The organism is Pseudomonas sp. FP2300, from assembly GCF_030687595.1.
In the GTDB taxonomy this organism is placed as follows: Bacteria; Pseudomonadota; Gammaproteobacteria; order Pseudomonadales; family Pseudomonadaceae; genus Aquipseudomonas; species Aquipseudomonas bijieensis.
In genome coordinates, this window is sequence record NZ_CP117440.1 from 6,246,237 (window position 1) to 6,271,606 (window position 25,370).

At 61.5% G+C, this 25,370-nt stretch carries 21 protein-coding genes; 10 read left to right on the top strand and 11 right to left on the bottom strand.

From position 1 onward, the window contains the following. Positions 1-144: 144 nt before the first annotated feature. The 9 genes from PSH86_RS27865 to bioB form a co-directional block, all read right to left on the bottom strand. Positions 145-1,941 (bottom strand): acyl-CoA dehydrogenase C-terminal domain-containing protein, encoded by a 1,797-nt coding sequence (locus PSH86_RS27865; protein WP_305486331.1) that lies wholly within the window; start codon positions 1,939-1,941, stop codon positions 145-147. A gap of 92 nt (positions 1,942-2,033) precedes the next feature. Further along, complete coding sequence (locus PSH86_RS27870) at positions 2,034-3,323, bottom strand: GGDEF domain-containing protein (RefSeq protein WP_305486335.1); 1,290 nt, start codon at positions 3,321-3,323, stop codon at positions 2,034-2,036. A gap of 242 nt (positions 3,324-3,565) precedes the next feature. Further along, positions 3,566-5,371 carry a phenylacyl-CoA dehydrogenase gene (locus PSH86_RS27875; protein ID WP_305486338.1) on the bottom strand — a complete coding sequence of 602 codons (1,806 nt, stop codon included), beginning with the start codon at positions 5,369-5,371 and terminating at the stop codon, positions 3,566-3,568. A 275-nt stretch (positions 5,372-5,646) separates the two neighbouring features. Next, positions 5,647-5,943: a pyrroloquinoline quinone biosynthesis protein PqqE gene (locus PSH86_RS27880; protein ID WP_305486341.1), complete on the bottom strand. Its 297-nt coding sequence runs from the start codon at positions 5,941-5,943 to the stop codon at positions 5,647-5,649. Positions 5,944-6,062: 119 nt separating this feature from the next. Beyond that, on the bottom strand, positions 6,063-6,743 hold the full coding sequence (gene bioD / locus PSH86_RS27885) for a dethiobiotin synthase (RefSeq protein ID WP_163856364.1): 681 nt from the start codon (positions 6,741-6,743) through the stop codon (positions 6,063-6,065). Then, positions 6,740-7,552: a malonyl-ACP O-methyltransferase BioC gene (gene bioC / locus PSH86_RS27890; RefSeq protein WP_116833611.1), complete on the bottom strand. Its 813-nt coding sequence runs from the start codon at positions 7,550-7,552 to the stop codon at positions 6,740-6,742. The genes bioD and bioC overlap by 4 nt, the downstream gene beginning before the upstream one ends. Next, on the bottom strand, positions 7,545-8,276 hold the full coding sequence (locus PSH86_RS27895) for an alpha/beta fold hydrolase (RefSeq protein WP_109755003.1): 732 nt from the start codon (positions 8,274-8,276) through the stop codon (positions 7,545-7,547). The genes bioC and PSH86_RS27895 overlap by 8 nt, the downstream gene beginning before the upstream one ends. After that, complete coding sequence (bioF, locus tag PSH86_RS27900) at positions 8,269-9,447, bottom strand: 8-amino-7-oxononanoate synthase (RefSeq protein ID WP_109755004.1); 1,179 nt, start codon at positions 9,445-9,447, stop codon at positions 8,269-8,271. The genes PSH86_RS27895 and bioF overlap by 8 nt, the downstream gene beginning before the upstream one ends. A 161-nt stretch (positions 9,448-9,608) precedes the next feature. Continuing rightward, on the bottom strand, positions 9,609-10,664 hold the full coding sequence (gene bioB / locus PSH86_RS27905) for a biotin synthase BioB (RefSeq protein ID WP_109755005.1): 1,056 nt from the start codon (positions 10,662-10,664) through the stop codon (positions 9,609-9,611). A gap of 90 nt (positions 10,665-10,754) precedes the next feature. Between bioB and PSH86_RS27910 the strand changes: the two genes are divergently transcribed. The 5 genes from PSH86_RS27910 (at position 10,755) to rarD (ending at position 16,541) form a co-directional block, all read left to right on the top strand. Then, the gene (locus PSH86_RS27910; RefSeq protein WP_176689010.1) at positions 10,755-11,495 is read left to right on the top strand and encodes a ComF family protein; all 741 of its coding nucleotides are present in this window, start codon (positions 10,755-10,757) and stop codon (positions 11,493-11,495) included. Between the two features lie 58 nt (positions 11,496-11,553). Further along, positions 11,554-12,318, top strand: coding sequence for a TOBE domain-containing protein (locus PSH86_RS27915; RefSeq protein ID WP_305486350.1), 765 nt, complete (start codon positions 11,554-11,556; stop codon positions 12,316-12,318). Positions 12,319-12,384: 66 nt separating this feature from the next. Then, positions 12,385-14,286, top strand: coding sequence for a PhoX family phosphatase (locus tag PSH86_RS27920; RefSeq protein WP_163856358.1), 1,902 nt, complete (start codon positions 12,385-12,387; stop codon positions 14,284-14,286). 169 nt (positions 14,287-14,455) lie between these two features. Continuing rightward, positions 14,456-15,430, top strand: coding sequence for a serine/threonine protein kinase (locus tag PSH86_RS27925; protein WP_109755008.1), 975 nt, complete (start codon positions 14,456-14,458; stop codon positions 15,428-15,430). Positions 15,431-15,653: 223 nt separating this feature from the next. Beyond that, positions 15,654-16,541 (top strand): EamA family transporter RarD, encoded by an 888-nt coding sequence (gene rarD / locus PSH86_RS27930; protein WP_109755009.1) that lies wholly within the window; start codon positions 15,654-15,656, stop codon positions 16,539-16,541. Positions 16,542-16,755: 214 nt separating this feature from the next. Here rarD and PSH86_RS27935 read toward each other — a convergent pair whose 3' ends face one another. Then, positions 16,756-17,277 carry a glycine cleavage system protein R gene (locus tag PSH86_RS27935; RefSeq protein ID WP_109755010.1) on the bottom strand — a complete coding sequence of 174 codons (522 nt, stop codon included), beginning with the start codon at positions 17,275-17,277 and terminating at the stop codon, positions 16,756-16,758. Between the two features lie 449 nt (positions 17,278-17,726). On the opposite strand from PSH86_RS27935, the gene PSH86_RS27940 reads away from it, so the two are divergent. After that, positions 17,727-19,904, top strand: coding sequence for a malate synthase G (locus PSH86_RS27940; protein WP_176689007.1), 2,178 nt, complete (start codon positions 17,727-17,729; stop codon positions 19,902-19,904). 190 nt (positions 19,905-20,094) lie between these two features. On the opposite strand, the gene PSH86_RS27945 is transcribed toward PSH86_RS27940, so the two are convergent. After that, positions 20,095-20,541 carry a response regulator gene (locus PSH86_RS27945; RefSeq protein ID WP_060740319.1) on the bottom strand — a complete coding sequence of 149 codons (447 nt, stop codon included), beginning with the start codon at positions 20,539-20,541 and terminating at the stop codon, positions 20,095-20,097. A gap of 260 nt (positions 20,542-20,801) precedes the next feature. On the opposite strand from PSH86_RS27945, the gene PSH86_RS27950 reads away from it, so the two are divergent. The 4 genes from PSH86_RS27950 (at position 20,802) to PSH86_RS27965 (ending at position 25,154) form a co-directional block, all read left to right on the top strand. Then, positions 20,802-22,736: a putative nucleotidyltransferase substrate binding domain-containing protein gene (locus PSH86_RS27950; protein ID WP_305490392.1), complete on the top strand. Its 1,935-nt coding sequence runs from the start codon at positions 20,802-20,804 to the stop codon at positions 22,734-22,736. Continuing rightward, positions 22,733-23,440, top strand: a complete 708-nt coding sequence (locus tag PSH86_RS27955) for a PolC-type DNA polymerase III (RefSeq protein WP_163856352.1) — start codon at positions 22,733-22,735, stop codon at positions 23,438-23,440. The genes PSH86_RS27950 and PSH86_RS27955 overlap by 4 nt, the downstream gene beginning before the upstream one ends. Positions 23,441-23,664: 224 nt before the next feature. Continuing rightward, positions 23,665-24,183 carry an RNA polymerase sigma factor gene (locus tag PSH86_RS27960; RefSeq protein WP_305486358.1) on the top strand — a complete coding sequence of 173 codons (519 nt, stop codon included), beginning with the start codon at positions 23,665-23,667 and terminating at the stop codon, positions 24,181-24,183. Next, positions 24,180-25,154: a FecR domain-containing protein gene (locus tag PSH86_RS27965; RefSeq protein WP_109755015.1), complete on the top strand. Its 975-nt coding sequence runs from the start codon at positions 24,180-24,182 to the stop codon at positions 25,152-25,154. Before PSH86_RS27960 ends, PSH86_RS27965 begins: the two co-directional genes overlap by 4 nt. Positions 25,155-25,370 lie beyond the last annotated feature (216 nt).

The following is a 25,370-nucleotide window of genomic DNA, read 5'->3' on the forward strand; positions in this document are numbered from 1 at the left end:
GAGTGTACCTCAACAACTTTTAAGACACATAGGGTCAACCCATGACCGTTTTGTTATTTTTAGTCACCACATATGCTGAGGGATTTGCCGTGGCGAGGAAGCTTGCTTCCACTGGGATGGAGCAGCTCTCTCGCCACGGTTCAGTCAGAGAGCAAACAACTCCGCTGGCATCTTCATCAAGCAGTCACTTCCAGCCTCGATGGCGGCCCGATGGGCGGTCGTGCGTGGCAGCAGGCGCTTGAAGTAAAACTCGCAGGTGACCAGTTTGCCCCGGCAGAAATCCCCATCGCCGTTGCCACCGTCGAGTTGCGCCTGGGCCACCAAGGCCATGCGCAGCCACAGGTAGGCCAGGATGATGTAACCGCTGTACATCAGATAATCCACGGAGGCGGCACCCACTTCGTCCGGGTTCTTCATGGCCGCCATGCCGACCCGGGTAGTCAGCTCGCCCCATTGCTGGTTGAGGCCGTCGAGTTGCGCGACGTAATCCTTGAGCTGTGGATGTCCGGCATTCGCTGCGCAGAATTTGTGGACGATTTTAGTGAAGCCACGCAGCAGCTTGCCCTGGCTGCCCAGCACCTTGCGCCCCAATAGATCCAAGGCCTGGATGCCGTTGGTGCCTTCATAGATCGGCGCAATGCGACAGTCACGCACCAACTGCTCCATACCCCACTCGCGAATGAAGCCGTGGCCGCCAAATATCTGCATGCCGTGGTTGGTCACCTCCAGCCCGGTGTCGGTCATGAAGGCTTTGCAGATCGGGGTGAGGAACGCCAGCAGGTCCTCGGCGTCCTGGCGGGCTGCTTCGTCTTGGCTCAGGTGCGCGGTGTCCAACAGTTGCGCGGTGAAATACGTCAACGCCCGGTTGCCTTCGTTGAAGGCCTTCATGGTCAGTAACATCCTGCGCACATCGGGATGGACGATGATCGGGTCGGCGACTTTTTCCGGCGCCTTGGGACCGGTCAGCGCGCGCATCTGCAAACGTTCGTTGGCGTATTTGATCGCGCCCTGGAAGCTCGCTTCTCCCAGGCACAGGCCCTGCATGCCAGTGCCGAGCCGGGCATGATTCATCATGGTGAACATGCAGTTGAGGCCTTTGTTCGGCTCGCCGATCAGGAACCCCTTGGCTCCATCGAAATTCAGCACGCAAGTGGCCGACGCCTTGATGCCCATCTTGTGTTCGATCGAGCCACAGGAAACGCCATTGCGCGCCCCCGCCTCACCCGTGGCGTCGGGCAGGAACTTGGGCACGATGAACAACGAGATGCCTTTGGTCCCAGCGGGGGCGTCCGGCAACTTGGCAAGCACCAGGTGGATGATGTTATCGCTCATGTCGTGTTCGCCGGCGGAAATGAAGATCTTGCTGCCGGAGATCGCGTAGCTGCCGTCGGCCTGGGGCGCGGCCCGGGTCTTGATGATGCCCAGGTCGGTGCCGCAGTGGGCTTCGGTCAGGCACATGGTGCCGGTCCACTGGCCGGCGGTGAGTTTGCTCAAGTAGGTCTGTTTCTGTTCTTCGGTGCCGTGGGCGTGAATCGCCGACATGGCGCCGTGGGTCAGGCCCGGGTACATGCCCCAGGAGGTGTTGCTGGAGCCGATCATCTCGCTGATGACCAGGCCCAGGGAACTGGGCAGGCCCTGGCCGCCATACACCGGGTCCGCCGCCAGCCCATGCCAGCCGCCCTCCACGTACTGTGCGAAAGCCTGCTTGAAGCCTGTAGGCGTGGTGACTACGCCGTTGTCGAAATGGCAACCTTCTTCGTCACCAGAGCGATTGAGCGGCGCCAGCACGTTCTCACAGAATCGGGCGCCTTCCTCGAGGATCGCGCTGACCATGTCCGGGCTGGCATCGTTGGCACCCAGTTCGGCGTAACGGCCATGGAAATCGAAGACGTGATCGATCAGAAAGCGCATGTCGCGCAAGGGGGCTTTGTACTCGGGCATGGTGGTTTTCTCCGGTAGCAGATCGTTTCCAACCTACTGCCGGCCACCCAAGCCCACAATCACAGTCCAGACGCTGAATGCGCCGTCATCACTCAACCCGCGGCGGCGTCCATGCGCACCGCGCCACGGCGGTTCTGCCCGAAGGCGATCACACAGTTACGCCCCGCGCCCTTGGCGTTATAGAGCGCCTGGTCGGCGGACTTGAGCACTTCTTCGGGTGTACGTTGTTCAACGCGTTCGGCCACGCCGATGCTGACGGTCACCGATACGCTGGACGCACCGGCGCCAGAGCGACGCTGACGGCCTTGTTGATCGTCCTGGGGACGGCTGTCGGGATTGCGCAGCTGGATGGCGTACGTCTCGATGGACTGGCGGATGACTTCCAGATGGGGCATGCACTCGTCGATGCTCTTGCCCGCGAACACCAGGGCAAATTCCTCCCCGCCATAGCGATACGCCCTGCCGCCACCGCCGATCTTCGACAGTTTGCTGGCGACCAGGCGCAGCACCTGGTCACCCACATCGTGACCATGGGTGTCGTTGAATTTCTTGAAGTGGTCTACGTCACTCATCGCCAACACATAGTTGCGCCCCAGGCGCTGCATGCGCTCGTTCAGCGCCCGACGCCCCGGCAGGCCGGTGAGCTCGTCACGGAAGGCCATTTGGTAGGCCTCGTGAGCGACCGCAGCGGCGATCATCAACATCACCTGGCTGCACATGATGTTCAGGGTGAACGGCAGGATGAAAGTTTTCGGCAACATCCAGAACAACCCGAGCAACCCCACCAATTGCGCGGCATGCAATGGCCGGGGGTTGCGCCAGTATTGCCAGGCCAACAGCAGGAACACGGCGGCGAACATTGGGTAGGACAATTGGATCAGGCTCATCCAGGCGCCGTGCAACGCGGGCCAGCGGATCTCCGAAAGCCACAACAGCAAGGCCTGGGGAAAACTCTGCTCCAGGGCCAATGCCACGCTGCCAAAGACCAGCAACACCGCGAACCGCGCCACCATGTCCTGGAACAGATGAGTGCGCTCCTGCCACGCCGCGAACAACCCGAACAACAGTGGCAACAACAGGCAGACAAGATGGAATACCACAGCGGCGTCTTCGCGCACCTTGCCGTTATCGCGGTAGAAGTCGGTCTGGGTATCCAGGAGGAAATAAGCGATGTACACCGTGACCATCAGAAACAGTTCACGTTGACGTCGGTAGACGGCGCAGTACGCCCCGCCCAGCAATAACACCAGCGTCGGAAGAACGTTGAACAACGAGGTGAAGAAAACGTTGAGATCCTTGACGTAGGCAGCCGCAAGTCCCGCCAGCAAAAGCAGTAACGATGGTAGGAAATGGCTTAGACGTACAGCGGAAGAACGCGGCAAGGGTAAAGCTCCGACCCGGCTGAGCAAAGATGGCATTGTGCCTGCAACTGGAGCAGTAAGGCACGCTGGATGTGACAGATGTCACACTGCCACCCCTGTAACGGCAGGAGGGAATGTTTTCTTAGGTGCTGTTTGATGAATGTTTTTCGAAATATCTCAAGATCCCACAGGGAGATTTAGGCGAACATGAAAAAGCCGCTGCTCCCGAAGAAGCAGCGGCTTTTGGAAGAACCGCGTGAGGCTTAGTAGCCCAGCGCGAAGTCCTCTTCTTTCATGTCCATCAGGTTGTTGGCGCCCGACAGCATGGCTGCCACGTGGGTACGGGTGCGCGGCAGGATGCGCTGGAAGTAGAAGCGCGCGGTCTGCAGCTTGGCGGTGTAGAAGGCTTCTTCGGTAGTACCGGCGGCGAGTTTCTCCGCAGCCAGGCGTGCCATGTCGGCCCAGAAATAGGCCAGGCAGGCGTAACCGGAGTACATCAGGTAGTCCACCGATGCCGCGCCGACTTCCTCGCGATCCTTCATGGCAGCCATGCCGACCTTCATGGTCAACTCGCCCCATTCCTTGTTCAGCGCAGCCAGGGGTTCTACGAACTCCCTGACCGCTTCGTTGCCTTCGTTGCTCTGGCAGAACTTGTGGACGATCTTGGTGAAGCCCTTGAGTGCCTCGCCCTGGGTCATCAGCACTTTACGGCCCAGCAGGTCGAGGGCCTGGATGCCGGTGGTGCCTTCGTACAGCATCGAGATACGGCTGTCGCGAACGTTCTGCTCCATGCCCCACTCAGCGATGAAGCCGTGGCCGCCGTAGATCTGCACGCCATGGTTGGCCGATTCGAAGCCGACTTCAGTCATGAAGGCCTTGGCGATCGGCGTCATGAACGCCAGCAGCGCATCGGCTTTTTTCTTCTCTTCTTCATCTACGCCGTACTTGACGATGTCGACCTGCTTGGCGGTGAAGTAGACCATCGCCCGATTACCTTCGGCGAAAGCCTTCATGGTCAGCAGCATGCGACGCACATCAGGGTGCACGATGATCGGGTCGGCAGCCTTTTCCGGTGCTTTCGGGCCAGTCAGGGAGCGCATCTGCAGACGATCGCGGGCATATTTCAGGCCGCCCTGGAAACCGATTTCGGCGTGGGCCAGGCCTTGCAGCGCGGTGCCCAGGCGTGCGGTGTTCATGAAGGTGAACATGCAGTTCAGGCCTTTGTTCGCCGGGCCGATCAGGTAACCGGTGGCCGCGTCGAAGTTCATCACGCAAGTGGCGTTGCCGTGGATGCCCATCTTGTGTTCCAGGGAACCACAGCTCACTGCGTTGCGCTGACCGATGGAGCCATCGGCGTTAGGCAGGAATTTGGGAACGATGAACAGCGAAATGCCCTTGGTGCCGGCGGGAGCGTCCGGCAGGCGAGCCAACACGATGTGGACGATGTTGTCGGCCATGTCGTGTTCACCGGCCGAAATGAAGATCTTGGTGCCACTGACCTTGTAGGAACCATCGGCCTGAGGCTCGGCCTTGGTGCGCAGCATGCCCAGGTCGGTGCCGCAGTGCGGTTCGGTCAGGCACATGGTGCCGGTCCATTCGCCGGAAACCAGCTTGGTCAGGTAAGCCTCTTGCTGCTCAGGCGTGCCGTGTTCGGAAATGGTGTTCATCGCGCCATGGGACAGGCCTGGGTACATGCCCCAGGACCAGTTGGCTTCGCCGACCATTTCGCTGACCGCCAGGCCCAGAGACTCCGGCAGGCCTTGCCCGCCGTGCTCGACGTCGTGGGCCAGGCTTGGCCAGCCGCCTTCGACGAATTGCTTGTAGGCTTCCTTGAAACCGGTCGGGGTCTTCACGCCGGACTCGCTCCAGGTACAGCCTTCGATGTCGCCCACGCGGTTCAGCGGAGCTAATACCTGCTCACAAAACTTGGCGCCTTCTTCGAGAATGGCGTCAACCATGTCCGGAGTTGCATCCTGGCAAGCCGGAAGGCTCTGATAATGCGCTTCGTAGCCAAGCAGTTCGTCACGAACGAAGCGAATATCACGCAAGGGGGCCTTGTAGTCAGGCATAGCGATAAACCTCTGCTGATGTAACCGGGAATGAACGACCGCGTGGATTTGTTGTAGCGGTCAAACAGTTGTTTGAAACATACGTTTACGCCCAAATCTTGTCAAGCGCCGATCTTTTGCCATTCGTCATCAGCTTGGGAAAAATGTCGGACACGGAAAATCCATCGCACTGAAGAACTCGCGGTGTGCGTAGGAAATATTAGTTGAGCAATAAGACGTTAGAGACAAGAACGCCGCGAATAATCGCGGCGTTTTCGTAAATCTGAAGAACAGGATCAGGCGAAGGTATCGATCAACGTACCGAGCATTTCGTCGGATGCCTTGGCCACGCTCACACCCAGTTGCACCTGGAACTTGCCTTGGGACAGTTCGACCACGTTTGCGGCCTGGTCCGACTGTTGGCTGCGATCCACCGAACGCAGGCGATCAACCTGCACTTCGGACGACTGACTGGTGACCGAGCGCTCGATCGTGGTGTTGGCAATCTGGCCGGCCGCCTGATCGACACGGTCCTGCCCTGTCTGAATCGTACTCAGACCGGCATAGAACGCGGTGTTTCCTGAGATTTCCATGGCAGAGCTCGTCTTCTTGAAGGGTCGACAGTGGCCATTGAACCAGAAGCCTGCGGAAAAGGCCCGACAAAAACACTAATGGCACAGTGCCGCGTCATAGGCAAAACCTTGGCGTGGTTTCAGTCCAGCAGGTCCAATTGAAGGTGTTCGGCCACGGCTTCGGCCGTCACGCCTTGGATTCGTGCCACCCGGCCCAGGCAAGGCGCCGGAAGTCGCTCGGCCAAGGTTGCCAGGTTTTCTTCCAGGCGCGAGGTGGCCGGGTCGATGATGTTCGCGACCCAACCAGCAAGCTGCAAGCCATCACGGGCGATCGCCTCGGCGGTCAACAACGCATGGCTGATGCAGCCCAGGCGCACGCCCACCACCAGAATCACCGGCAAGCCCAGCGCTATCGCCAGGTCGGAAAGATTGTCCTGGCCGGCCAGCGGCACTCGCCAACCGCCCGCACCTTCGATCAAGGTGAAATCGGCGCCCAGCGCCAGCACTTCGCGCATCGGGCCTAGCAACGACTGCACCGTCAACGCAACGCCCGCCTCCCGGGCAGCCAAGTGCGGCGCTATTGCCGGTTCGAACGCCACCGGATTGACCTGTGCATAAGTCAACGGTATCGAGCATTCGGCTAGCAAGGCCAAGGCATCGGCATTGCGCAGGCCCTTGGGTGTCACCTCGCAACCGGAGGCCACGGGTTTGCCAGCGGCGGTACTCATGCCAGCCTGCCGCGCAGCATGCAGCAGGCCTGCCGCGACGGTGGTCTTGCCTACATCGGTGTCGGTGCCGGTAATGAAATAGGCCTGGCTCATAGCGGTTTCTCCAAGACGGCGTAGACCACCTGATAGGTCGCGGGCAACCCCTGCGCCTGTCGAAACTGTTCGTAGGCTTCAACCAACGCCAGGATCCTCGCCCTGCCCGTCAACCCACCGGGCCGGCCAGGGTTCAGATTGTGGGCGCCCAAGGCTTTCAGCTCGTGGGTCAGGCTGCGCACATCGGAGTAATGCAACACATGGGGACAATTTTCAAGACTGAGAACATGCAGCCCGCTGGCCGCGCACAACTGTCGATACGTCTCGAATGCGCGGAAACGGTTGACGTGTACCAGGCCATCCACCTGACGCCAACTGTCGCGCAATTCGTACAAAGTGCCCACACAAAGGCTGGTAAAGGCAAAAACCCCACCCGGTTTCAATACACGATGAGCCTCACTCAGCACCGAGGCAAAATCCGCGCACCACTGCACCGCCAGGCTGGAGAACACCAAATCGCAACTCGACGCCTGCAAGGGCAGTCGCTCCGCGTCGCCGGCGACAAAATGCGCAGCTCCGCCCTGGGGACGAGCATGGTTGAGCATGCCTTCGGCGATATCCAGTGCCAGGCCGGTCGTCTCGCCGAAACGCGCGCCGAGGGCCCGGGTGAAATAACCGGTGCCGCAACCCAAGTCCAGCCAACGTTGTGGGATAAACGAAGATGGCAAGCGCCCGAGCAACTGTTGGCCCACGTCGCGCTGCAACTCGGCCACGCTGTCATAACTGGCTGCAGCCCGGGAAAACGAAGCCGCCACCTGGCGCTTGTCGGGCAAGGCACCGGGTAATTTGGGAAGAGACAAATCAGTCATCACCGGACTCATGCAAAAAAGCCTGGATCGCCCCCGCCACACCGTGCGGGTCCTCCAGAAGGAATCCGTGACCGGCCTGTTCGATCAGACCGATTTCGACATCCGGCAGCAAGACCAACAACTCACTCGCGGCTTCAGCCGGTACCAGGGCATCGAGCCCGGCAAACAGATGCAGTTGCGGACCGCGAAAGCTTTGCAATGCCTGACGGGTGTCCAGTTGCACCAGCAGTTCGAGCCCGGCCATCAATACCTCGGGCGAAGTACTCGGTGCACCGGCCAATAGCAATCGCGACAATCCACGCGGATCACTGCAGCCCTGGGCGCATAGCAAACTGAAACGCTTGAGGGTCTGGCGTGGATCGGCGGCACACCCGGCGAGAAAGCCATCGAAGGTTTCAGCGGCCATTGCACTCGGCCATTGCGCATGGGCGACGAACGAGGGATTGCTCGCCAAGGTCAGCAAGCCGCAGCAGCGCTCACCGCGCCGCGCCGCCAGCGCCGAAGCCAGCATGCCCCCCAGGGACCAACCGCCCAGCCAGACATCCTGGGGCACGGCGGCGTCCAACTCCTCGAGCCATTCATCGAGGTCGCTCGATGTCAGTGCCGGCAACGGCTCGATTTCCACCCGCAGATGTTCGTCGAGACCTTGCAGCGCCGCCGCCAATGGCTCAAGCGGCGAAATACCCAAGCCCCAACCGGGCAGCAGTATCAGTCGATCACGCATGGCTTGGCTCCGGTCCCAGTTGGGCAAAACACTCGGCCAGTGCATTCAGCAATAGCTGCACCTGGGCTTCGCTGTGGGCGGCGGTCAGGGTCACGCGCAAACGAGCGCTGCCGGACGGTACGGTGGGCGGACGGATCGCCGTGACCATCAGCCCGCGCTCACGCAGCATCTGCGACAAACGCATCGCCCGCCCCGCATCACCGATCAGGATCGGCTGGATCGGCGTGAAGCTGTCCATCAATTGCAGGCCAATCTGTTCGGCGCCGTGACGGAACTGGCGGATCAGCACCTGCAAATGTTCACGCCGCCAATGCTCGCTGCGCAGCAGTTCGAGGCTCTTGAGCGTGGCACAGGCCAGGGCCGGCGGTTGGCTGGTGGTGTAGATATAGGGACGCGCGAACTGGATCAGGCTCTCGATCAGTTCCTCACTGCCGGCCACAAAAGCGCCGGCGGTGCCGAAGGCCTTGCCCAAGGTGCCAACCAGCACCGGCACGTCATCCTGGCTCAAGCCAAAATGCTCGACGATACCGCCACCATTGGCACCCAGCGGGCCAAAACCGTGGGCATCGTCGACCATCAGCCAGGCGCCCTTGGCCTTGGCCGCACGGGCCAGTGCCGGCAGGTCGGCGATGTCGCCGTCCATGCTGAATACGCCATCGGTGACCACCAGGGTATTGCCAGTGGCTTTCTCCAGGCGATTGGCCAGGCTTTGGGCATCGTTGTGCAGGTAACGATTGAAGCGCGCACCAGACAACAGCCCGGCGTCGAGCAACGAAGCATGGTTGAGGCGGTCTTCCAGCACGGTATCGCCCTGCCCCACCAGCGCGGTGACCGCGCCGAGGTTGGCCATGTAGCCGGTGGTGAATAGCAGCGCCCGTGGGCGGCCGGTCAAGTCGGCCAAGGCTTCTTCCAAGGCGTGATGTGGGCCGCTGTGGCCAATCACCAGATGGGAAGCACCGCCACCGACGCCCCACCGAGCCGCCCCGGCGCGCCAAGCTTCGATCACCTGCGGGTGATTGGCCAGGCCCAGGTAATCGTTATTGCAGAAAGCCAGCAACGGCTGGCCGTCCACCACCACTTCCGGGCCCTGCGGGCTTTCGAGCAACGGGCGCTGGCGATAGAGGTTTTCGGCACGACGGGCAGCCAGGCGTGCGGCGAGATCGAAGGGCATGCAGGCCTCAACTATTTAAAGACTGGCCAAAAACCTTGTGGGAGCGAGCCTGCTCGCGATAGCGGTGTACCAGTCGACACAAATGTTGAAGGTTCCATCGCCATCGCGAGCAGGCTCGCTCCCACAGTTTCTTGCATTCCAATCAGGGAATCGGTGAGCAATCAAACAGCGGCGTTGTAGAACTGCTCGCTACTCTTCTGCTCCACCAGCGCCTGCTCAATCGCCGCCTGGTGCACTTCATCGGCATGTTCTTCCCGGGCTTCGGGCTGGATACCCAGGCGGGCGAACAACTGCATGTCCTTGTCGGCTTGCGGGTTGGCGGTGGTCAGCAGCTTGTCACCGTAGAAAATCGAGTTCGCACCGGCCAGGAACGCCAAGGCCTGCATCTGCTCGTTCATCGCTTCACGGCCAGCGGACAGGCGTACATGGGATTGGGGCATCATGATCCGCGCCACGGCGAGCATGCGGATGAAATCGAACGGATCGACATCCTCGGCATTCTCCAGTGGCGTACCGGCGACTTTGACCAGCATGTTGATCGGCACCGATTCCGGGTGCTCCGGCAGGTTCGCCAGTTGGATCAGCAGGTTGGCGCGGTCGTCCAGGGACTCGCCCATGCCGAGGATGCCGCCGGAGCAGATCTTCATCCCCGAATCACGCACATAGGCCAGGGTTTGCAGGCGCTCGCTGTAGGTGCGGGTGGTGATGATGCTGCCGTAGAACTCCGGCGATGTGTCGAGGTTGTGGTTGTAGTAGTCCAGGCCGGCCTGGGCCAGCGCTTGGGTCTGGTCCTGGTCGAGGCGGCCGAGGGTCATGCAGGTTTCCAGGCCCATGGCCTTCACGCCTTTGACCATCTCCAGCACATACGGCATGTCCTTGGCCGACGGATGCTTCCAGGCCGCGCCCATGCAGAAACGGGTCGAACCGATGGCCTTGGCACGCGCGGCCTCTTCGAGGACCTTCTGCACTTCCAGCAATTTCTCTTTATCCAGCCCGGTGTTGTAGTGACCGGACTGCGGACAATATTTGCAATCTTCCGGGCAAGCGCCGGTCTTGATCGACAGCAGCGTGGAAACCTGGACGCGGTTGGCGTCGAAGTGCGCGCGGTGCACGGTCTGCGCCTGGAACAGCAGGTCATTGAATGGCTGGACGAAGAGTGCTTTGACTTCGGCCAAAGACCAGTCATGACGCAGGTTGGCAGTGGTGCTGGCGCTCATGGGCATTTCCTTGATTATGCTTGGCTGGCGCCTGGGGGATGGAATACCCACAGGCGCGACACGGATGTTCGGCATATTTAAGGAAGAGTCATGCGCTGTCAACCACGTTACAACGGACCGGTTTACATCTGGTTAAAAAACAAACAATTCTGCTTATTGTGCGGCGAAAGCACCGACACACCACAGCCTATCTGCACACCGTGTGAAAGCGAACTGCCCTGGCTTGGCGATCAATGCCGCGTCTGCGCATTGCCGCTGCCCATGGCCGGACTGCGTTGCGGACAATGTGCCTCGCAACCGCCGGCCTTCGAGCGGGTCCTGGCCCCCTGGGCCTACGACTTCCCGGTGGACAGCCTGATCACCCGTTTCAAGCACCAGGCGAAGTGGCCCCTGGGCCGGCTACTGGGCGAACTGCTGGCCCAATCGCTGCAGCATCATTTCGACGAAGGCCTGGAACGGCCCGACGCACTGGTACCGGTGCCAATGGCGACCCGGCGCTTGCGCCAGCGCGGTTTCAATCAGGCGGCGCTACTGGCCCGCTGGCTCAGTGGACCGTTGGCGATCCCTTGCCAAGAAAACCTGCTGCGACGCACCCAGGACACCCCCGCCCAACAGGCCCTCGACGCCAAGGCACGACGGCGAAACCTGCGCCAGGCCTTTGCCCTGGCGCCCGAGGCCGCGTTGCGCAACCGTCACCTGGCGTTGGTCGACGATGTGCTCACCACCGGTGCCACTGCCCAAGCACTGGCGGCCCTGTTGCGCGATGCCGGCGCTGCGCGGGTCGATGTGTACTGCCTGGCCCGCACGCCGAAACCCGGTGAGCCGGCTTGACGTGCCGCGCCCAAGGCGCCAACGTCCGCTCATAGCCCCTTGCATGCAGTTTTCCGTCATGTCCTTGTCCACGCTTCTGACCCAGCACATCGTTCGGCGACCTCAACGCATCGCCCTGTTGCAGCACATCGCCGAACAGGGCTCGATCACCCGCGCCGCCAAGAGCGCGGGCCTGAGCTACAAGGCGGCCTGGGATGCCATCGATGAATTGAACAACCTGGCGGACCAACCGTTGGTAGAGCGCAGCGTCGGCGGCAAGGGCGGTGGCGGCGCTAAGTTGTCGGAGGAAGGCCTGCGCGTGCTGCGCCTGTATCAGCGCTTGCAAGCGCTGCAGGCCGAACTGCTGGAAGCGAGCGAGGACGCCGGCGACCTGGGCCTGCTCAGTCGCCTGATGCTGCGCACCAGTGCCCGCAATCAATTGCATGGCAAGGTCCTGGGCATCGAGGCGCAAGGGCACAACGACCGGGTACGCCTGGAGCTGGCCCGGGGCCTGGTCATCGAAGCCCAGATCACCCACGACAGCACCCTGCGCCTGGAGTTGGATACCGGCACCGAAGTGGTGGCGCTGATCAAGGCCGGCTGGCTGGAATTGCACCCTGTCGAGCAAGCGGAAAAACCGGGGACCAATACACTGCGCGGCATGATCGAGCAGATCGACGCCGCCCAGGACGGCCCCAGCGAAGTGCGCATAGGCCTGCCCAATGGCCAGACGCTGTGCGCCCTGGCCGAGCCGCTTCAGTTGCAAGCGCAGAAACTGGCAGCCGGCTCACCGGTGCAAGTAACGTTTTCGCCAACAAATGTGCTGCTCGGCACACCGCTGTAGCACGCTGCAACAATAGTTTCATCGACCCGCTTTAAGGTGACTGCCAAAACCAGCAGGGAGCCTGAGATGAGCCTATTAGAAGAAAACCAATTCACCGACCTGGAAAAGATCGTCGGCCTGAGCCGTCGCAGCTTCATCAGCGCCGGCGCCCTGTGCGGCGCGGCGATGTTTTTGGGCGGCAACCTGCTGAGCCGCAGCGTCCTGGCCGCCGCCGTGAGCGAAGGCAACAGCAAGCTGCTGGGCTTTAACAGCATCGCCGCCGCCACGGCCGACACCATCACCTTGCCGCCGGGCTACAAATCCTCGGTGCTGATCAGTTGGGGCCAGCCGCTGCAGAAAAATGCCCCGGCCTTCGACCCCAGTGGCAACGGTACTGCCCGCGCACAGGAAGTGCAGTTCGGCGACAACAACGACGGCATGAGCCTGTTCCCGTTCCCCGGCGACAATAACCGGGCGCTGATGGCGATCAACAACGAATACACCAATTACCGCTACCTCTTCCCCCACGGCGGCCAGCCGCAGTCGGCCGAAGACGTGCACAAGGCCCAGGCCAGCGAAGGGGTCTCGGTGATCGAGGTCCAGCGTCGTCGCGGCCAGTGGCAGTTTGTCCAGGAATCGCGCTACAACCGCCGGATCCACGGCAACACGCCGATTCGCCTGCGCGGCCCGGCCGCCGGCCATGACCTGCTGAAAACCAGCGCCGACAAGAGCGGCAAGAAAGTGCTGGGGACTTTCCAGAACTGCGCCAACGGCATGACACCCTGGGGCACCTACCTGACCTGCGAAGAAAACTTCACCGACTGCTTCGGCAGCAGCAAGTCCGATTTGCAGTTCGATGAAGCGCAAAAACGCTACGGCGCCACCGTCACCAGCCGCGAGATCAACTGGCACCTGTTTGATCCGCGCTTCGACCTGGCAAAGAACCCCAACGAACTCAATCGCCACGGCTGGGTGGTCGAGATCGACCCGTTCGATCCGCAATCCACCCCGGTAAAACGTACCGCCCTGGGCCGCTTCAAACACGAAAACGCCGCCCTGGCGCAGACTAATGACGGTCGCGCCGTGGTGTACATGGGCGACGATGAGCGCGGCGAGTTCATCTACAAGTTCGTCAGCCGCGAACGCATCAACCCGCGCAATGCCAAGGCCAACCGTAACCTGCTGGACCATGGCACCTTGTACGTGGCGCGTTTCGATGCCGGCGACGGCAACCCGGACCATCCCAAAGGCAAGGGCCAGTGGATCGAGCTGACCCATGGCAAGAACGGTCTCGACGCCAGCAGCGGCTTCGCCGACCAGGCCGAAGTGCTGATCCATGCGCGCCTGGCCGCCAGCGCCGTGGGTGCCACCCGCATGGACCGCCCGGAGTGGATCGTGGTCAGCCCGAAAGACGGCCAGGTCTATTGCACCCTGACCAACAACTCCAAGCGCGGCGAAGACGGTCAGCCGGTGGACGGGCCGAACCCTCGGGCCAAGAACGTCTACGGGCAGATCCTGCGCTGGCGCACCGACCGCGACGACCACGCCTCCAAGACCTTCTCCTGGGACCTGTTCGTGGTCGCCGGCAACCCAACGGTACACGCTGGCACGCCGAAAGCCGGGTCGTCCAACATCAACGCGCAGAATATGTTCAACAGCCCCGATGGCCTGGGCTTCGACAAAGCCGGGCGGCTGTGGATCCTCACTGACGGTGACTCCAGCAACGCCGGGGACTTCGCTGGCATGGGCAACAACCAGATGCTCTGCGCCGACCCCAACAGTGGCGAAATTCGCCGCTTCATGGTCGGGCCGGTGGGCTGCGAAGTCACTGGGATCAGTTTTGCGCCGGACCAGAAGGCCTTGTTCGTCGGGATCCAGCATCCGGGGGAAAACGGCGGCTCGACCTTCCCTGAGCACCTGCCCAACGGCAAGCCACGGTCATCGGTGATGGTGATTACCCGGGAAGATGGCGGGGTCATCGGCGCCTGATAGGACTCATCGCGAGCAAGCTCCTACAGGGATCGGCGGTACAACCGAAGATCCACTGTGGGAGCGAGCCTGCTCGCGATAGCGTCAGCACAGCCACCACCTATCTGCCTCCGTCTGCGCTACCATGCTGGGTCGGACGCGGCAGCCCTGCCGCTGCGCAGGAGTCAGCATGTCCCATCCGTTTGAAACCCTCACGCCCGACCTGGTACTCGATGCCGTTGAAAGCATCGGCTTTCTCAGCGACGCCCGCGTGTTGGCCCTCAACAGCTACGAGAACCGTGTCTATCAGGTCGGTATCGAAGATGCCGAGCCGCTGATCGCCAAGTTCTATCGCCCCCAGCGCTGGACCAACGAAGCGATCCTGGAAGAGCACAGTTTTACCTTCGAGTTGGCCGAGTACGAAGTGCCCGTGGTAGCGCCGCTGATCCACAACGGCACCAGCCTGCACGAACACGCCGGGTTTCGTTTCACCCTGTTTCCCCGTCGCGGTGGCCGGGCGCCGGAGCCGGGCAATCTGGATCAACTCTATCGCCTGGGGCAATTGCTCGGGCGCCTGCACGCGCTCGGGGCGACCCGCCCGTTCGAGCATCGTGAAGCCTTGGGCGTGAAGAATTTCGGCCATGACTCGCTGGCTACCGTGCTGCAAAGTGGTTTCGTCCCCCGCGCCCTGCTGCCGGCCTACGAGTCGGTCGCCAGGGACCTGCTCAAGCGTGTCGAAGAGGTCTACGCCGCCACGCCCCATAAGAACATCCGCATGCACGGTGACTGCCACCCCGGCAACATGATGTGCCGTGACGAGGTCTTCCACATCGTCGACCTCGACGACTGCCGCATGGGTCCGGCGGTGCAGGACTTGTGGATGATGCTCGCCGGCGATCGCCAGGAATGCCTGGGGCAGTTGTCGGAATTGATGGATGGCTACCGTGAGTTCCACGACTTCGACCCGCGTGAACTGGCGCTGATCGAACCGCTGCGCGCCCTGCGCCTGATGCATTACAGCGCCTGGCTGGCGCGACGCTGGGACGACCCGGCCTTCCCGCGCAGCTTCCCGTGGTTCGGCAGCGAACGTTACTGGGGCGACCAGGTACTGGCACTGCGCGAGCAACTGGCGGCGCTCAATGAAGAGCCGTTGAAGTTGTTCTGATTGGGCTGGGCTCCAAAAATCACTGAAGCCCTGTGGGAGCGAGCCTGCTCGCGATGGCGACAGAACAGTCACCATTTATGTTGACCGACACATCGCTATCGCGAGCAGGCTCGCTCCCACAGGAGACCTGCGGCGAAGCCGATTCCCTTACAAGGTTCACAGCACAACCAGACAAATCTCCTTACAATCACCCCTTTGTTAGCTGCCTAAGCAAGGATTCTGCATGCAAGCCGCCAACCCGCGTCGCGGGTACATCCTGGGCCTGAGTGCCTACATCATCTGGGGACTGTTCCCGATCTACTTCAAGGCCATCGCCAGCGTGCCATCGGTGGAAATCATCATCCACCGGGTGCTGTGGTCGGCCTTGTTCGGCGCGGCGTTGCTGCTGGTCTGGAAACACCCCGGCTGGTGGCGCGAACTGCGGGACAATCCACGGCGCCTGGCGATCCTCGCCTTGAGCGGGACGTTGATCGCGGCCAACTGGCTGACTTACGTCTGGGCGGTGAACAACGAGCGCATGCTCGAAGCCAGCCTGGGTTACTACATCAACCCACTGGTGAACGTACTGCTGGGCATGCTGATCCTCGGCGAGCGCCTGCGCCGCATGCAATGGCTGGCGGTAGGGTTGGCGGCGGTCGGCGTGGCGCAGCAGGTCTGGCAAGTGGGCAGCCTGCCGTGGGTGTCGCTGGTGCTGGCACTGACCTTCGGTTTTTATGGATTGATCCGTAAGCAGGCGCCGGTCAAGGCATTGCCGGGGCTGGTGGTGGAAACCTGGATGCTGGTGCCGATCGCCATCGCCTGGTTGCTGTTCAACCCCACGGCCACCAGTGCCCAGGCCGCGTTCTGGACCACCTCCGAAGCCTGGTGGCTGGTGGCGGCAGGCCCCGTGACGCTGGTTCCGCTGGTGTGCTTCAACGCCGCGGCGCGGCATTTGCCCTACACCACCCTCGGGTTCCTCCAGTACATCGCACCGACGCTGGTGTTGTTGCTCGCCGTGCTGCTGTTCGGTGAGCACCTGTCGTCCAGCACACTGGTGGCGTTCCTGTTTATCTGGGCTGGGCTTGCGGTGTATAGCGTCGATGCCGTGATCAGCATGCGCCGGCGCAGCTGATCAAAAAACGTACAAACCTCCACAGACCACGCCAGACGTGGCCTGTGCTTATCCTTCCCAAGGTTATCCACAACGTGATCCCCGCCGTTTGTGCACAAGCCCTTGAAAACTGATGATTTTTTGACCACTCCCCGCTGAGCCCCGACGGCCCTGGGCTGGAGCCGGGTCTCTACAGGTTATCCACAGGCAGGCGCAGTTTTTTCTTGGATAACCTTTACTGCGCTTCGTCGCTGAGCTTGAGTTCCACCATCAACTCATCGGCCAGGGTTTCCAGTCGTTCCTGCAAGGTGTCCAGCGACAGGGTCAAGGGCACCCCAAGGGTCGCTTCGGCGTGAAACAGCAACTCGTTGCTCATCGGTGCCGGACGAACCTGCGTCACCAGGCGCTCGACGTTTACCCCCTGTTCACTCAGCAATCGGGTGATATCACGCACGATGCCGGGACGATCATTGCCCACCAGTTCCATGGTGATGGGTTTCCAGCTACAGGTTTCTTCCAGGCTGCTTTCGGCAATCAATACGCGGATGCCATGGGCCGACAGCCCCTGCAAGGCTTCGATCAACTCTTCGTGGACTTCGGCCGGGGCGCTGAGCCGCAGGATCCCGGCAAATTGCCCCGCCAGTCGCGACATGCGGCTTTCCAGCCAGTTACCGCCGTGCTCGGCGATGCAATCGGCAATGCGCTCGACCTGCCCGGGCTTGTCCGGGGCGAAAACAGTGATGACCAGATGGTCCATGGCGCGGCCCTCTTGTTGTGGAAGAAACAGTATAGGCAGCTGATCGCAAGCAGACGGTGAGCCTGAGGATTTATACCTGACCACTGTGGGAGCAGACATATCGTGTACAAACATTCAGATTTATATGGAACAATCTGTCTGTTTTTTGAGAACATCCTGTGCCTCGTCGTGACCGTACTGCTTTAGTCGGTCGCGGAACGACGCAATTAGTCTAATTTTCACAAGCGCAATTGATCATGTAGTATGCCGCAGCAAGCACTACATAATGTTGTACCGATGTCTGCTTAAGGCCAGTCGCATCCCTGAAAAGCCCCGTCAGCAAGGCTTAACACCCAGCCGCCAGCGATGGCATGTACTGGTTCCGGGGTTTGTGGTTTAAATGTCCCGAGGCTTCATTGTCAAAATCGAAGAGCTGAAAAGCGAAATAGCTGAGCAGAGTGAGGCAAGCAATGACTGAACACGTTCAAGTCGGTGGCCTTAAGGTCGCCAAAGTCCTGTTCGACTTCGTGAATAACGAAGCCATTCCCGGAACCGGCCTCACCGCCGACGCGTTCTGGGCCGGTGCCGACAAGGTCATCCACGACCTGGCGCCGAAGAACCAAGCCCTACTCGCCAAACGCGACGATTTCCAGGCGCGGATCGACGCCTGGCACCAGGCTCGTGCCGGCCAGGCCCACGACGCCGTGGCTTACAAAGCCTTCCTGCAAGACATTGGATACCTGCTGCCAGAAGCGGCGGATTTCCAGGCCACGACGCAAAACGTCGATGACGAAATCGCCCGCATGGCCGGCCCGCAACTGGTGGTGCCGGTGATGAACGCCCGCTTCGCCCTCAACGCATCGAACGCCCGCTGGGGTTCGCTGTATGACGCGCTGTACGGCACCGACGCCATCAGCGAAGCCGACGGCGCGGAAAAAGGCAAAGGCTACAACAAGGTTCGCGGCGACAAGGTCATCGCCTTCGCCCGCGCCTTCCTCGACGAAGCGGCGCCCCTGGCGGCCGGCTCCCATGTCGATTCCACCGCGTACAAAATCGTCGACGGCAAACTGGTGGTCACCCTCAAGGGTGGCAGCAACAGCGGCCTGCGTGACGATGCCCAGTTGATCGGCTTCCAGGGCGATGCCTCGGCACCGACCGCCGTGCTGCTGAAGCACAACGGCCTGCACTTCGAAATCCAGATCGACGCCACCACCCCGGTCGGCCAGACCGACGCCGCCGGCGTCAAAGACATCCTGATGGAAGCCGCCCTGACCACCATCATGGATTGCGAAGACTCGGTCGCCGCCGTCGATGCCGATGACAAAGTGGTGATCTACCGCAACTGGCTCGGCCTGATGAAGGGCGACCTGGCTGAAGAAGTCGCCAAGGGCGGCCAGACATTTACCCGGACCATGAACCCCGACCGCGTCTACACCACCGTCGACGGTTCGAGCGTGACCCTGCACGGCCGCTCGCTGTTGTTCGTACGCAACGTCGGCCACCTGATGACCATCGATGCGATCCTGGACAAGCATGGCAACGAAGTGCCGGAAGGCATCCTCGATGGCCTGGTCACCAGCCTGGCGGCGATTCACAGCCTCAACGGCAACACCTCGCGGCGCAACAGCCGCACCGGCTCGGTGTACATCGTCAAGCCGAAGATGCACGGCCCGGAAGAAGCCGCGTTCACCAACGAGCTGTTCGGTCGTGTCGAAGACGTGCTGAACCTGCCGCGCAACACCCTCAAGGTCGGGATCATGGACGAGGAGCGCCGTACCACGGTCAACCTCAAGGCCTGCATCAAGGCCGCCAGCGAGCGCGTGGTGTTCATCAACACCGGTTTCCTCGACCGCACCGGCGACGAAATCCACACCTCCATGGAAGCCGGCCCGATGGTGCGCAAGGCGGATATGAAAGCCGAGAAGTGGATCGCCGCGTATGAAAACTGGAACGTCGATATCGGCTTGAGCACCGGACTGCAAGGTCGCGCGCAAATCGGCAAGGGTATGTGGGCGATGCCGGACCTGATGGCGGCGATGCTCGAACAGAAAATCGCCCATCCGATGGCCGGTGCCAACACCGCGTGGGTTCCGTCGCCGACCGCGGCCGCGTTGCACGCGCTGCATTACCACAAGGTCGACGTGTTCGCTCGCCAGGCCGAACTGGCCAAGCGCGCCCGCGCTTCGGTGGACGACATCCTGACCATCCCGTTGGCGGTCAATCCGAACTGGACGCCGGAGCAGATCAAGAACGAACTGGACAACAATGCCCAGGGCATCCTTGGCTACGTGGTGCGCTGGATCGACCAGGGCGTTGGCTGCTCCAAAGTGCCGGACATCAACGACATCGGCCTGATGGAAGACCGTGCGACGCTGCGTATCTCCAGCCAACACATCGCCAACTGGCTGCGTCACGGCATCGTCACCCAGGACCAGGTGATGGAAAGCCTCAAGCGCATGGCGCCGGTGGTAGACCGTCAGAACGCCAGCGACCCGCTGTACCGTCCGTTGGCACCAGGCTTCGACAACAACATCGCCTTCCAGGCGGCGGTCGAACTGGTGATCGAAGGCACGAAGCAGCCTAACGGCTACACCGAGCCGGTGCTGCACCGTCGCCGTCGTGAGTTCAAGGCAGCCAATGGGTTGTGATTGAGCGATAGACACGCGACACACAAAAGCCCTGATCTCTCGATCAGGGCTTTTTCATTGCTAATCACCAAGCCTTGGCTGATGAAGGGGTTTAACTGTGGGAGCAAGGCTTGCCCGCGATAAAGACGGCGCGGTCCTTGGTAAACCGAGGCGCCTGCATCGCGGGCAAGCCTTGCTCCCACAGACGATCTTAAAGATCCATCCCCAACTCATGCTTGACCAACCCCAACAGCTTGTCGGTATCGATCGGCTTGAGCAGAAAGTCCACCACGCTCAAGTGCATGGCTTCAATGGCATCCTTCACGTCGGCATCGCCCGACACGATGATAATCGGCAGCGCCGCCCGCTCCGACTCGCGCACCAGGCGGACCAACTCCAGGCCATCGACATTGCCCATGCGCAGATCGGTGATCAGCAGGCCTATCGATGGCTTGGTTTCCAGCATCTTGAGCGCCGTTTCGCCACTGGCGGCGGTCATGCAGTGAATCCCGTCCAACGCCAGGATCTCCGACAGCAGCTCACGAGCGTCCTTGTCGTCATCGACGATCAAGACGCGCTGCGGCGGCAGGTCAGGTTCCAGCATGACGGCACTCAGCGCCTCGCGCTCGGCGTCACTCAAAATATCGTGGTCGGACATGGTGCTCTCTACGTTCTTTAAATCGATCCCCTGGCACAGTGGTCAGACATCGTTCTGCGGCGCTTCAATGTGCACTTCGTCGGATTTTTTTCCAAGAACATTTAATGAAGATTTTTCCGACGCCTGGCGTAGGACTTTTCCGTAAGCCTGCCCCGTATGCAGCGACCTAGACTTACGTCCAATGGGCACCCCGCGCTGAGGGGCCGACCATGGCAGAACAGATCCGACCACAACAATTCGAAAAAGACTGCGTAATGGTTATGAAAAAAGCGGACGCCTTCATCCAGGCAGGGAAAACCGCGGTGTTGCAAAACATCCAGGGGACGCTGCAATTTCTCCAACGCTTTCCCCCGTTCAACCAGATGGAAAACGCCCACCTGGCCTATCTGGTGGAGCAATGCCTGCTGCGCTTCTACGCGCCGGGCGAAACCATCATCAAACCCGCCGACGGCCCGGTGGAGCATTTCTACATCGTCAAGCAAGGCCGGGTGGTAGGCGAACGTCCGCACACGGCCAAAGGTGGCACCGAAACCACCTTCGAAATCACCACCGGCGAATGTTTCCCCCTCGCCGCGCTGCTGGGCGAACGGGCCACGCGCACCGAGCATCGGGCCGGCGAAGACACGTTCTGCCTGCAACTGAACAAACAAGCCTTCATCAAGTTGTTCGCCCTGTCCGGCCCGTTTCGCGACTTCGCCCTGCGCGGGGTCAGCAGCTTGCTCGATCAGGTCAACCAACAAGTCCAGCAAAAGTCCGCACAAACCCTGGGCACGCAATATTCCCTCAATACGCGGTTGGGTGAACTGGCGATGCGTCATCCGGTGAGTTGCAGCCCGGACACCCCGCTGCGCGAAGCCGTGAAGCTGATGCACGAGCAACAAGTCGGCAGCATCGTGGTGGTCAATGAGCAGAAAACCCCGGTGGGAATTTTCACCTTGCGCGACCTGCGACAGGTGGTGGCCGATGGCTCCGGGGATTTTTCCCAGGCCATCGTCGGACACATGACCCAGGCACCGTTTTTTCTCTCGCCGGACCACAGCGCGTTCGACGCGGCCATCGCCATGACCGAGCGCCACATCGCCCACGTCTGTCTGGTCAAGGACCATCGCCTGTGTGGCGTGGTATCGGAGCGCGATCTGTTTTCCTTGCAGCGCGTCGACCTGGTGCACCTGGCCCGAACCATTCGCAGCGCTCCCAGGGTAGAGAACCTCGTGGCCCTGCGCGGCGAAATCGGCCAGTTGGTGGAGCGCATGCTGGCCCACGGCGCCTCGTCGACCCAGATCACCCACATCATCACCTTGCTCAACGATCACACCGTGTGCCGCGTCATCGAGTTGACCCTGGCTGACAAAGGCGACCCGGGGGTGCCGTTCAGTTGGCTGTGTTTCGGCAGTGAAGGCCGGCGCGAGCAGACCCTGCACACCGACCAGGACAACGGCATTTTGTTCGAAGCGCGGGACGCCGCCCATGCCGCGCAGATCCGCGGCCTGCTGCTGCCCATCGCCCAGCAGATCAACCAGAGCCTGGCCCTGTGCGGCTTCACCTTGTGCAAGGGCAACATCATGGCCGGCAACGCCGAGCTGTGCCTGTCCCGCGCCGAATGGGCCCGGCGCTTTGCGGCATTCATTCGCGAAGCGACGCCGGAGAACTTGCTGGGCTCCAGTATTTATTTCGATCTGCGGGTGGTCTGGGGCGACGAGCAAGGCTGCGAGCAGTTGCGCCGGCAGATCCTCGATCAAGTGGCCGATAACCGCTTGTTCCAGCGCATGATGGCCGAGAACGCGTTGCGCCATCGCCCGCCAGTAGGACGCTTCAGGGATTTCGTTCTGAGCCGCAAGAATGGCGAAAAGGCCACCCTGGACTTGAAAGTGCAAGGCCTGACGCCCTTCGTCGATGGCGCCCGTCTGCTGGCCCTGGCCAACGGCATCGAAGTCAACAATACCCTGGAACGCTTGCGGCAACTGGTCGTCAAGGAAGTGATCGAACCGCTCGATGGCGCGGCCTATGAAGAGGCCTATCACTTCATCCAGCAGACCCGCATGCAACAACATCAATTGCAAACCCGCGAGAACCTGCCCTATTCCAATCGCGTCGACCCTGACAGCCTCAATCACCTGGACCGGCGCATCCTGCGCGAATCCCTGCGCCAGGCCCAACGCCTGCAAAGCAGCCTGGCGCTGAGGTATCAGTTGTGAGCATTTTTTCCTGGCTACGCCCGGCTCAGCCGCTGTTGCCGCAGATGTTGCAGCAGCGCCTGGAGCGCCTGCCCGCCTCCTCGCCGTTGGATGAACGCAGCTTACGGGAACAGCGCTGGGTGGTGCTGGACCTGGAAACCACCGGCCTGAACCTGAACAAGGATCAGGTTCTGTCCATCGGTGCGGTGGTCATCGAAGACGGCGCGATCGACTTCAGCCAGCAGTTCGAACGCACCCTGCAATGCGACAAGCAGAAACTCGGGCCGAGTGTGTTGATCCACGGTCTGGCGCCCAGCGCCATTGCCGCCGGCAGCGACCCGGCCGAGGCGCTGCTGGCGTTCATGGAGTTCGTGGGCGACAGTCCGCTGCTGGCCTTTCACGCGCCATTCGACTCCCACATGCTCGGGCGCGCCTTGAAAGACTACCTGGGCTATCGCCTGCAGCATCCGTTTCTCGATGTGGCCGACCTGGCGCCGATGCTTTGCCCCCAGGCCAATCTGCGCAAGGCGGGTCTGGATGAATGGATCGACTGGTTCAAGCTGCAAGTCTTCGACCGCCACAACGCCAGTGCCGACGCCCTGGCCACCGCCGAACTGGCGCTGATCCTGTTCAGCCGTGCCCGCCAGCAGCAGATCCACAGCCCGCTTGAACTGCAACAGCGCCTGGGCCAGTGGAAACGGCGCCAGCAGGCGCCTTCGCTCTAAATCCTCTGCTCCGAGGGTGGTTTACCTGTGGGAGCAAGGCTTGCCCGCGATGCAGGCGACTCGGTTTGGCTCTCAAACCAGGCGATACCATCGCGGGCAAGCCTTGCTCCCACAGACTCATTAGACCCACAGATCAGGTCCCGACCAGCACCAATTGCTTTCCCGCCCCCGCCTCTGCCACAATCGCGAACAATTCTCGTTACTTAAAACATCGGTGATGCTTCGTGTCGTCAGTCCCCAGTCCTCATAGTGATTTGGTTGGTGCGTTGTACCGTGACCATCGCGCTTGGCTATTGGGATGGCTGCGCCGCAACGTGGCGTGTGCGCAACGGGCCGAGGACCTGAGCCAGGACACCTTTGTGCGCTTGCTGGGTCGCGAGGAGCTGAAGGCACCTCGCGAACCGCGGGCGTTTCTGGTAGCCATCGCCAAGGGCCTGCTGTTCGATTACTTCCGTCGAGCGGCATTGGAGCAGGCTTACCTCACCGAATTGATGCTAATCCCCGAGGCCGAGCAGCCCTCGGTGGAAGAACAGCAAATCATCCTGGAAGACCTCAAGGCCATCGACCGCCTGCTGGGCAAACTGTCGAGCAAGGCTCGCGCAGCCTTCCTCTATAACCGCCTCGACGGTCTCGGCCACGCCGAAATCGCCGAACGCCTGGGGGTTTCGGTACCGCGGGTGCGGCAGTACCTGGCCCAAGGCATTCGCCAGTGCTACATCGCACTTTATGGTGAGCCGACATGAGCCAGGCCCACGCCAAACCGGTCTCGGCCAGCGTGCTGGACGCCGCCATTGCCTGGCAATTGTCGCTGGACTCGAGCAGCCCTCAGGAGCGCGAAGCCTTCGCCCGCTGGCATGCCGCCGACGAAGAACACGCCCGGGCCTGGCAGCAGCTGGGCATGCTCGACCAGCGTTTCAGCGTCGCAAGTGGACCGGCGCGGGCCGCACTGCTGCAATCGCGGGTCAGCATTCGCCGGCGGATCCGCAAGGTGGGCAGCGGCCTGGCCAGTGTTATCGCGGTCATCGGCCTGGCGTTGTTTGCCGGAGATCGTTACCTGCCGCTGGATTACTGGCTGGCCGACCAGCGCACCGCCACTGGCGAACAACGCACCCTGCGCCTGGTCGATGGCACGTTGATCAACCTCAACACCCACAGTGCGCTGGATGTGCGGTTCGATGACAAGCAGCGCCGCATCGTCCTGCAGGAAGGCGAGATCCTGGTAGAAACCGGCCACGGCGACCCGCGCCCGTTCATCGTCGAGACCCGCGAAGGCAACCTGCGCGCCTTGGGCACACGGTTCCTGGTCAGGCGTGAAGACGAAGGCACGCGCCTGAGCGTGTTGAAGTCCGCCGTGGCGGCACACCCGCAGGCCGCGGACACGGAACAGATCCTGCGTGAAGGCCAACAAGTACTGATGCGCCGCGACGGCCTCGGACCGACCATTGCCTTGCCCCCCGGCGCCGATGCCTGGACCCGCGGCATGTTGGTGGTGGACAACGCGCGCCTCGAAGATCTGGTCCATGAACTGGGGCGCTACCGACGCGGCTACTTGGGTGTCGCCCCTCAAGTGGCAGACCTGCGCATCACCGGCAGCTTTCCATTGCATGACACCGACCTGGCCCTGACCGCGCTGCTGCCGAGCTTGCCGGTGCAGATCGAGCATCACACGCGATGGTGGGTGGTGGTTGGACCGAGGGCCGAGGCCAAGCCTTGAGGAATCTTGCGTCAGTGGTGACCTAATCGCGAGCAGGCTCGCTCCCACAGTGGAGCGGTGTTGTACACAAAGCAGCGGCTCACTGAAGATCAACGGTGGGAGCGAGCCTGCTCGCGATGAGGCCAGTAGCCTCAACACAAGGCCAGGCAGGACACCGGGCCCCAAGCTGAATCTAAATTATTTTCATCCAGCCCTATCACTTTTCAATTTTCATCC

Bases quoted from the DNA above. Each gene is read 5' to 3' on its own strand.
- bioC (WP_116833611.1), bottom strand. From the start codon at position 7,552: ATGACTGATTTGTCTCTTCCCAAATTACCCGGTGCCTTGCCCGACAAG.
- bioF (WP_109755004.1), bottom strand. From the start codon at position 9,447: ATGCCCTTCGATCTCGCCGCACGCCTGGCTGCCCGTCGTGCCGAAAAC.
- PSH86_RS27950 (WP_305490392.1), top strand. From the start codon at position 20,802: ATGAAAAAAGCGGACGCCTTCATCCAGGCAGGGAAAACCGCGGTGTTG.
- PSH86_RS27940 (WP_176689007.1), top strand. From the start codon at position 17,727: ATGACTGAACACGTTCAAGTCGGTGGCCTTAAGGTCGCCAAAGTCCTG.
- bioD (WP_163856364.1), bottom strand. From the start codon at position 6,743: ATGAGCCAGGCCTATTTCATTACCGGCACCGACACCGATGTAGGCAAG.
- PSH86_RS27965 (WP_109755015.1), top strand. From the start codon at position 24,180: ATGAGCCAGGCCCACGCCAAACCGGTCTCGGCCAGCGTGCTGGACGCC.
- PSH86_RS27925 (WP_109755008.1), top strand. From the start codon at position 14,456: ATGTCCCATCCGTTTGAAACCCTCACGCCCGACCTGGTACTCGATGCC.
- PSH86_RS27915 (WP_305486350.1), top strand. From the start codon at position 11,554: ATGTCCTTGTCCACGCTTCTGACCCAGCACATCGTTCGGCGACCTCAA.
- rarD (WP_109755009.1), top strand. From the start codon at position 15,654: ATGCAAGCCGCCAACCCGCGTCGCGGGTACATCCTGGGCCTGAGTGCC.
- PSH86_RS27865 (WP_305486331.1), bottom strand. From the start codon at position 1,941: ATGCCCGAGTACAAAGCCCCCTTGCGCGACATGCGCTTTCTGATCGAT.
- PSH86_RS27880 (WP_305486341.1), bottom strand. From the start codon at position 5,943: ATGGAAATCTCAGGAAACACCGCGTTCTATGCCGGTCTGAGTACGATT.
- PSH86_RS27895 (WP_109755003.1), bottom strand. From the start codon at position 8,276: ATGCGTGATCGACTGATACTGCTGCCCGGTTGGGGCTTGGGTATTTCG.
- bioB (WP_109755005.1), bottom strand. From the start codon at position 10,664: ATGAGCGCCAGCACCACTGCCAACCTGCGTCATGACTGGTCTTTGGCC.
- PSH86_RS27935 (WP_109755010.1), bottom strand. From the start codon at position 17,277: ATGGACCATCTGGTCATCACTGTTTTCGCCCCGGACAAGCCCGGGCAG.
- PSH86_RS27945 (WP_060740319.1), bottom strand. From the start codon at position 20,541: ATGTCCGACCACGATATTTTGAGTGACGCCGAGCGCGAGGCGCTGAGT.
- PSH86_RS27910 (WP_176689010.1), top strand. From the start codon at position 10,755: ATGCGCTGTCAACCACGTTACAACGGACCGGTTTACATCTGGTTAAAA.
- PSH86_RS27920 (WP_163856358.1), top strand. From the start codon at position 12,385: ATGAGCCTATTAGAAGAAAACCAATTCACCGACCTGGAAAAGATCGTC.
- PSH86_RS27875 (WP_305486338.1), bottom strand. From the start codon at position 5,371: ATGCCTGACTACAAGGCCCCCTTGCGTGATATTCGCTTCGTTCGTGAC.